Annotated in this window: 1 protein-coding gene; it reads right to left on the bottom strand. The window is 45.6% G+C overall.

The genetic code is table 11. From position 1 onward, the window contains the following. Window positions 1-91: 91 nt before the first annotated feature. Window positions 92-522, bottom strand: a 431-nt coding sequence (locus B4U49_RS00245) for a DUF805 domain-containing protein (protein WP_078082626.1), incomplete at its 5' end; no start/stop codon positions are given.

The following is a 522-nucleotide window of genomic DNA, read 5'->3' as shown; positions in this document are numbered from 1 at the left end:
GGAGCGCAGCGACCCGCACAAAAAGTGCATAGCGTTGGGCGTCCCGTGGAGGCCCGAAGGGCCGTAACAAACTGCCTGCGATTGTTAGGGATTATGCCTCTTCTGCTTTTCCAACCTTAGACCTCTTGGGATCTGGGCCGTATTTATTGTCTCCTTTGTCTCCTGGATAACAAGCAAGGAAAATAAGCGTGATTGTATTTAAGTATGGCACTAGCATTGCCGCGAAGGCCCAGCCAGGGAAGCCAACATCATGGAATCTCTTAACGCAAACCATCGCCCATGGATAGACAAACACCAAGACCATAAAAACCAACATTCTGGAAATTTCTTTGTCACTTAACCCGACTGCGGCACCAAAAATACTTGCGCATATCATGATTCCAAAGAATGGAATTGCACCAAAATATAAAAAAACCTTTCTTGTGATACGTCCTTTTGAAGTTTTATAAATCATACTCGCCATATCAATCTCCTTTTGTAGCAATTTTGGAAAAATCCCTAACGCCGTGCGCAGCGGCGGCT

This window comes from Microbulbifer mangrovi (assembly GCF_002009015.1).
GTDB classification, from domain to species: domain Bacteria; phylum Pseudomonadota; class Gammaproteobacteria; order Pseudomonadales; family Cellvibrionaceae; genus Microbulbifer; species Microbulbifer mangrovi.
Note: the sequence above shows the minus strand (reverse complement) of the source record. Positions and strands in the feature narration are given on the sequence as shown.